This is a genomic window from Borborobacter xinjiangensis, assembly GCF_047739745.1.
In the GTDB taxonomy this organism is placed as follows: domain Bacteria; phylum Pseudomonadota; class Alphaproteobacteria; order Rhizobiales; family Rhizobiaceae; genus Pseudaminobacter.
On the sequence record NZ_JBLLVA010000062.1, the window covers coordinates 1 to 6,070 of the forward strand.

General features: G+C 61.3%; 6 protein-coding genes. All 6 read right to left on the reverse strand.

Annotated elements, in window-relative coordinates:
• Positions 1–346: 346 nt before the first annotated feature.
• On the reverse strand, positions 347–1,366 hold the full coding sequence (locus ACLKMW_RS26160; RefSeq protein WP_415727440.1) for a branched-chain amino acid ABC transporter permease: 1,020 nt from the start codon (positions 1,364–1,366) through the stop codon (positions 347–349).
• Positions 1,359–2,225, reverse strand: coding sequence for a branched-chain amino acid ABC transporter permease (locus tag ACLKMW_RS26165; protein WP_415727442.1), 867 nt, complete (start codon positions 2,223–2,225; stop codon positions 1,359–1,361). The genes ACLKMW_RS26160 and ACLKMW_RS26165 overlap by 8 nt, the downstream gene beginning before the upstream one ends.
• Before the next feature lie 79 nt (positions 2,226–2,304).
• A complete protein-coding gene (locus ACLKMW_RS26170) occupies positions 2,305–3,603 on the reverse strand; it encodes an ABC transporter substrate-binding protein (RefSeq protein ID WP_415727444.1) in 1,299 nt (432 codons plus the stop codon).
• Positions 3,604–3,735: 132 nt separating this feature from the next.
• Positions 3,736–4,362: a hypothetical protein gene (locus ACLKMW_RS26175; RefSeq protein ID WP_415727445.1), complete on the reverse strand. Its 627-nt coding sequence runs from the start codon at positions 4,360–4,362 to the stop codon at positions 3,736–3,738.
• Positions 4,355–5,059 carry an ABC transporter ATP-binding protein gene (locus tag ACLKMW_RS26180; RefSeq protein ID WP_415727448.1) on the reverse strand — a complete coding sequence of 235 codons (705 nt, stop codon included), beginning with the start codon at positions 5,057–5,059 and terminating at the stop codon, positions 4,355–4,357. The genes ACLKMW_RS26175 and ACLKMW_RS26180 overlap by 8 nt, the downstream gene beginning before the upstream one ends.
• Positions 5,052–5,831 carry an ABC transporter ATP-binding protein gene (locus ACLKMW_RS26185; RefSeq protein ID WP_415727447.1) on the reverse strand — a complete coding sequence of 260 codons (780 nt, stop codon included), beginning with the start codon at positions 5,829–5,831 and terminating at the stop codon, positions 5,052–5,054. The genes ACLKMW_RS26180 and ACLKMW_RS26185 overlap by 8 nt, the downstream gene beginning before the upstream one ends.
• Between the last annotated feature and the right edge of the window lie 239 nt (positions 5,832–6,070).

Below are 6,070 nucleotides of genomic sequence, written 5' to 3' on the forward strand. Positions count from 1 at the left end.
CGGCGTAGCGGAGCCTGTCCCGAATACTCGCAAACGAGCATGTTTCGCAGAACTTCGAAGACCTGAGATAGCGTATTTTCCAGCGCTCAAAAAGCTGGTCGCTATCTTCTGTGTGGCTTCGATCCCGAACATGAAAAAGCCGGCTCCAAGGGAGCCGGTTTCCCGGAATTGCTCAATCCTTGCTGGAGCATCGGACCGAGGAGTGGACCCGGTTCTCGGAAGAACAATCCGAAGCTCAATCAAAGTCTTAGAGCGTCCTTTATGCGTCCAAGCGGACGCACGGAGCTCCTACTGCATGGGCTGAGCGCCGGCACTGCTTCCATCCAGCGCCGGCGCATTGCATTGCTTACTTCGGCGTGGCACGCACCACCGCGCCAGGAGCCGGTTTGCCTCGACTGCGCCAAGCATCACTTGCCTTGATGACCAGGCTTTCGAGCCCGTTCGGCAGAAACAGGATCGAGAGGATGAGGATTGCGCCATAAAGCAGCGGCCGGATCTGGTCGGCGCCAATCGCGCGCAACACCACCTCGTCGATGATGGTCAGCGCGATGACCCCGAGCACGGGTCCGTACCAGCGGCTGGTGCCGCCGACGATCGTCCAGATCAGCACATAGACCATGATGTCCACGTCGAACTGGTTTGGATTTACCGTACTCAGATAGTGGGCGTAGAGCGCGCCGGCGACGCCCGCAAAGAACGAGGCGATGACGAAGGCCAGCATGCGGTAGCGGAACGTATCAATGCCCACCGATTCAGACAGTTTGTCTTGCCAATGGATGGAATGAAAGGTCAGCCCGAGCCGGGACTTCTCGATCCGATAGAGTACCCACAAGGAAAGGATGACCACCGCCAGGACGAGATAATAATAATTTTCCGGCTGGTAGAAATCGATCTGCAGGAAGCCGAGATCGACCTCCGGAAAGCCCGGAATGCGCTTGATGCCTTTCGGTCCGCCAAACGGATCGTTGAAACGCTTCCAGATCAGGCGGATCACCTCACCCGCGGCAAACGATCCTATCAGGAAATAGAACCCCTTCATGCGGAACAGAGGAAAGCTGAGGATGGCCGCCGTCAATCCCGCTGTCGCCGCGCCCGCCAGCATGGCCAAGGGCACCGGAAAGCCGAGCGACTTGCTGTAGAGCGCGCTGGCATAGGCGCCGACCCCCATCATGACGACATGGGCAAGCGACCACTCGCCCGTCAGTGTCAGCAGGCGATAGCTCACCACCAGCAGGACGTTGATGGCGAGAAAGACCAAAAGCTCCTGTTGTGAAAAACTGACCACATGCGGCACCACGACCAGCGCCGCTGCCAGCATGAGGATACCGAATAGGCCGAGGCCGCTAATGGATGCGCGTTCAGGCACGTTCGCGTACTCCAAACAGGCCTTGCGGCTTGACCACCAGGACGGCCAGCATCAACAGAAGGCCGACAATATTGGCGATGACACCGTCAAAGAAGGTTGTGACGAAGGTGTGGACGAAGGCGTAGAGGATCGCCGCCACTACCGCGCCCTCAAGGCTGCCGATGCCACCCACGATGATGATGATGAAGGCGGTGACGATCACCGTATGGCCCATATAGGGCGTCGGCGCGACCAGCGGCGCGGTCAGCGCACCTGCAACCCCCGCGAGTGCGGCGCCTATGAACATGGCATAGCGGGCGGTCTGGTTGATGGAGATGCCCTGCAGTGCAGCCGCCTCGCGGTCTTGAGCGCATGCCCTGAGCGCCCAGCCGAACTTACTTCGCCTGAGGAACAGCCACAGCGCCGCCAACAGCACCACGGTGGCCACGATCACGTAAAGACGCTCATAGGTCAGGAAGGCGTTGCCAACGGTAATGCGACCTTGGGAGACCGGCGGCACGTGCTGGTTGCGCAGTCCGAAGCCGAGAACGGCAAGCGTCTGCAACATCAGCAGGAAGCCGATCGAGGCGATCAATCCGCCTAGCGGATTGGTTCGTAATGGTCGAAACAATGTCAGTTCCATCAGCATGCCGAGGCAACCGACGAAAACCAGGCCAAGCATGACCGCAACAATGAAAGTCAGGCTGAGCCCGGCATAGAAGAAGACCACCGCATAGGCGCCGGCCATATAAAGTTCGCCATGGGCGAAGTTGATGACGCCCATGACGCCGAAGATCAGCACCAGGCCGACGGCGATCAGCGCCATATAGCTTGCGGCATAGGAGGCATTGAAGGCGGTTTGCAGCAGGAAGTCCGGCATCAGCTATTCCCGTTGGTTGGCTTCGCAAGAGCCTCGCATCGCGAGGGGCCGAACCCGCATGCGGGTTCGGCCGTCTTGCTCAGGTACGCTGGCTCCACATCTGGCCAAGATCGGTCATATGCTTGATAAGCAGCGGACCGTGCTTGTCCCACCAATCGGGGATCGAGCGGAACTCGGCGATCGTTGCCTTTCCGTCTCGGATGATGACGACCGGCCAGTCGCCGACGAGCGCATTGTCGAGGCCGAACAGCTCCTTGCCCCACCAGCGCGCTTCGCCGAAGGCATGCTTGCCCTTGCCGCCTTCCTTCATGGCGGTCAGCACCTCCTCGGGCTCCACGCTGCCGGCTCGCTGGGCGGCGTCCGCCCACAGGTCCATGATCGAGGCATATTCCCACGACACGGCCGACCATTCGTTTGCGCCATAGCGCTTGACATATTCGGCGTAGAACTCGTTCGGCTTCTGGAAGTTGACGCGCGGATCGTTGAGCGCCTTGTCGTCAAAATCCGGGAACTGGAAGATCACGCCCTCCATGAATTCCTTCGACGTGCGCTCGACGATGCGCTGATAGAAGTCCAGGGTGCAGGAAATGATCTGCCCCTTGTAGCCCTGCTGGAATGCCTGCTCGAGCAGCGGCTGCACATAGTCGGCATAGCAGGTGTCGAGACACAGAATATCCGGCTTCTTGGCCAGAAGTTGCGTCATCACCGGTGCGAAGTCCGTGGTGGCGGGATCGAAGAACAGCGGCGGGCTGGCCATCTCTATACCAGCGGCCTCGAAGGCGGCCAGATAGGTGGCGACCGACGGCTTGCCCAACGCATCGTCCTGCGCGCAGATCACCGCGGTCTTGAGTTCGGGCTTGTTGGCTGCGAGCCAATCCACGCCGGTGACGTTATAGATCGGATGGACCTCGCAGGGCGCAATCAGCGTCTCGGTATCGGGCGTCAGATCGCTCGGCAGCAGGGTCGAGAACAGCATTCCCTGACGCGCGGCGATCTCCTCGACGCCCGGCCAGGAATTGCCGCCCAGCATCATGATGAACTTGACTTCGTTCTCGCGGATGAGCTGGGTCGCCCCGGCGCGCGCCTTGCCGGCATCATCCTCGTCGTCATAAGACGCAAACTCGATCTTGTGCGGCTTGCCGTCGATCTCCAGCCCGCCGGCGGCGTTCTTCCAGTCAGCCCAGATCTTGCAGCCGTCTAGGCCGGGTTTGCCCCAGGCGGCGACCGGTCCGGTCAACGGCGCCAGAAAGCCTATCCTTACAACATCCTCCTGCGCGAAGCTCACGCGGGGAAAGCTGACCACGGGCAGCAATGCCGCACTTGCCGCCCCAGCCAAAAGGGACCTTCTGCTAAGCGAAATATTGGACGCAGACTTCATCGCATTCTCCTCCGCTAATTTGTGAAGAGCCGCCGGTATCTCCTCCCTTCGGCCCATTCCGTTATCTATGCCTTATAGTTCCAAACTCGTTCGCTCTGTTTCTCGATACTCGTTCGGGAAAATCTCCCTTAATCAAACGCCGGCTACTTCACCTCCTTGTACTGCGACTTCCGAGTGATCGGAGTGGCGCGCTACGAGCAGGATAACCGCGCCGAGCAGCTTCCTCGGATCGTTGAGGCCGACAGGACGCTCGCGCCGCCAACGGGAAAGGCGCTCGCCGGCCGTGACGGCGTCCACCAGAACCAGGTCCTCCATCGCGCCGAGATCGGCGCGCACGCCGGCCAGCAATTCCCGCCCCTTGACCTTCCAGCGCTCCTCATAGGCCGGACGGTGAAGCCGCTCCATGCGCAGATGGAAAAGCGACGAGCGCGCGGTGCGCGGCGCCGTCATCGCGCCGATCCAGCGCTCGCAATCGCCCCAGGCCTGCAGGGCGGAGGCGCGAACCTGCCCGGTCATGGCGCCCTCGCCTGCCGCTGCCATGGCGGCAGCATGATTGCTGAGGCTGCTGGCAAGCCTTGGGTCGTCCTTGGCAAGCTTGGTGCGGGCAAGGCGCAACGCCGCGCCGAAAGTCTCAAAGGCTTCATTATTGCGCCCGGCCGCCAAGGCCGAGACGGCCGCCTCGGTCAGCTGCTCCCATTCGAGGTCGGCTTCGCTCCAACCGGCGGCAATAAGGTCTTGGAAATCCCAGGTCTCAGGCACCGAGATAGGCCCTCCTGACATGATCGTTCGCCCTCAGCTCGCTGGCCGCGCCCTCCACCGCAACGCTGCCGACCTCAAGCACATAGGCATAAGACGCCAGGCGCAGCGCCAGATTGGCGTTCTGCTCGACAAGCACCACCGGCACGCCGGTTTCGACGATCGCAACAATCACGCGCGATAGTTCCTGCACCATCACCGGCGACAGGCCCATGGACGGCTCGTCCAAAAGCAGGAGCTTCGGTCCGGACATCAATGCGCGGCCGATCGCGACCATCTGCTGTTCGCCGCCCGAAAGCGTGCGCGCCCATTGCGTGCGGCGTTCCTTCAGCCGGGGGAAGTGGTGGAACACTTCCTCGATGTCGGTTTCGATCTTTTCCTTGTCGGATCTCAGGAAGGCACCGATGCGCAGATTCTCCTCGACGCTGAGATCGGGAAAGACGCGCCTTCCTTCCGGAACATGGGCGATGCCGCGCGCCACGATCTGTTCGGGGGCCAGATGGTCGACACGCTCGCCCTCGAAATGGATTTCGCCCTTGGACGGACGAACCAGTCCGGAAATGCTGCGCAATGTCGTGCTTTTACCGGCGCCATTGGCGCCGATGATGGTGACAATGCCGCCAGAAGGCACGTTGAGGCTGACGCCCTTGAGCGCTGCTACCTTATGGTAGTGGACGTGGAGGTCGCGGATTTCAAGCAGCATCGTCGGCTTGCCCCAGATAGGCTTCGATAACGCGCGGATCGTTGCAGACTTCGTCCGGCGTACCCTCGGTCAATCGCTGGCCGAAATTCATGACGGTGATGCGTTCGCATAGCCCCATCACCGCCTGCATGTCGTGCTCCACAAGCATTATGGTGATGGCGCGCTCGCTGCGCACGCGCCGGACATGGTCCATCATGCGCCGGGTTTCCTCCGGGTTCATCCCAGTGAAAGGCTCGTCCAGAAGGATCACCACCGGATCGGCGGCGAGCGCCACAGCCATTCCCAGTGCGCGCTGGTGCCCGTGCGGCAGGCTCGATGTCGGTTCGTCGGCAAGCGCTTCCAGATCGAACAGTTCGAGGATTTCCCTGGCCTTCCGCTCGGCGCCGCGCTCGACCGGCGCATCGGACCCAACGATGCGGGAAATGAAGCTGGCGCCGGCGCTGCGATGACAGCCGACGCGGACATTGTCGAGAACGCTGAACTCCTGAAACAGCGTCGTGCCTTGAAAGGTGCGGATGAGGCCGCGCCGGGCAAGCCGGCTGGTCTTCAGGCCGGATATGTCCTGACCCTCATAGAGGATCTTGCCGCTCGTCGGCTTGTAGTAGCCGCTGATCAGGCTGAACGTGGTGGTCTTGCCGGCGCCATTCGGGCCGATCAGACCGTGAATGCTGTTGCGCCGAACCGAAAAGGACAGATCGTTGACGGCTGTCAGGCCGCCGAACTTCCTGGTCACGTTACGGACTTCAAGAACTGGTTCGTCAGACAACATCCGCCCTCCCACGGTCACTGTTATCCATGATGACCAGAGCGGCGGGCCTCCGACTTATCGGAACGCCGCTCCATTATTCGTATTCAGCATCGGCTTCCTGTTCCCTGTTGGGTCCGATGCTCCAGGCGCATGCCGGCGCGGGTTTTCCCGTTCACCGGCATGGCCGTCATTCGTTCTGCAGATACGCCTCGAGCGAATCGTCGAGGGCGTCCTTCCACGGCGTGTGGTGCGGCGGCGCC

Bases quoted from the DNA above. Each gene is read 5' to 3' on its own strand.
- ACLKMW_RS26165 (WP_415727442.1), bottom strand. From the start codon at position 2,225: ATGCCGGACTTCCTGCTGCAAACCGCCTTCAATGCCTCCTATGCCGCA.
- ACLKMW_RS26170 (WP_415727444.1), bottom strand. From the start codon at position 3,603: ATGAAGTCTGCGTCCAATATTTCGCTTAGCAGAAGGTCCCTTTTGGCT.
- ACLKMW_RS26185 (WP_415727447.1), bottom strand. From the start codon at position 5,831: ATGTTGTCTGACGAACCAGTTCTTGAAGTCCGTAACGTGACCAGGAAG.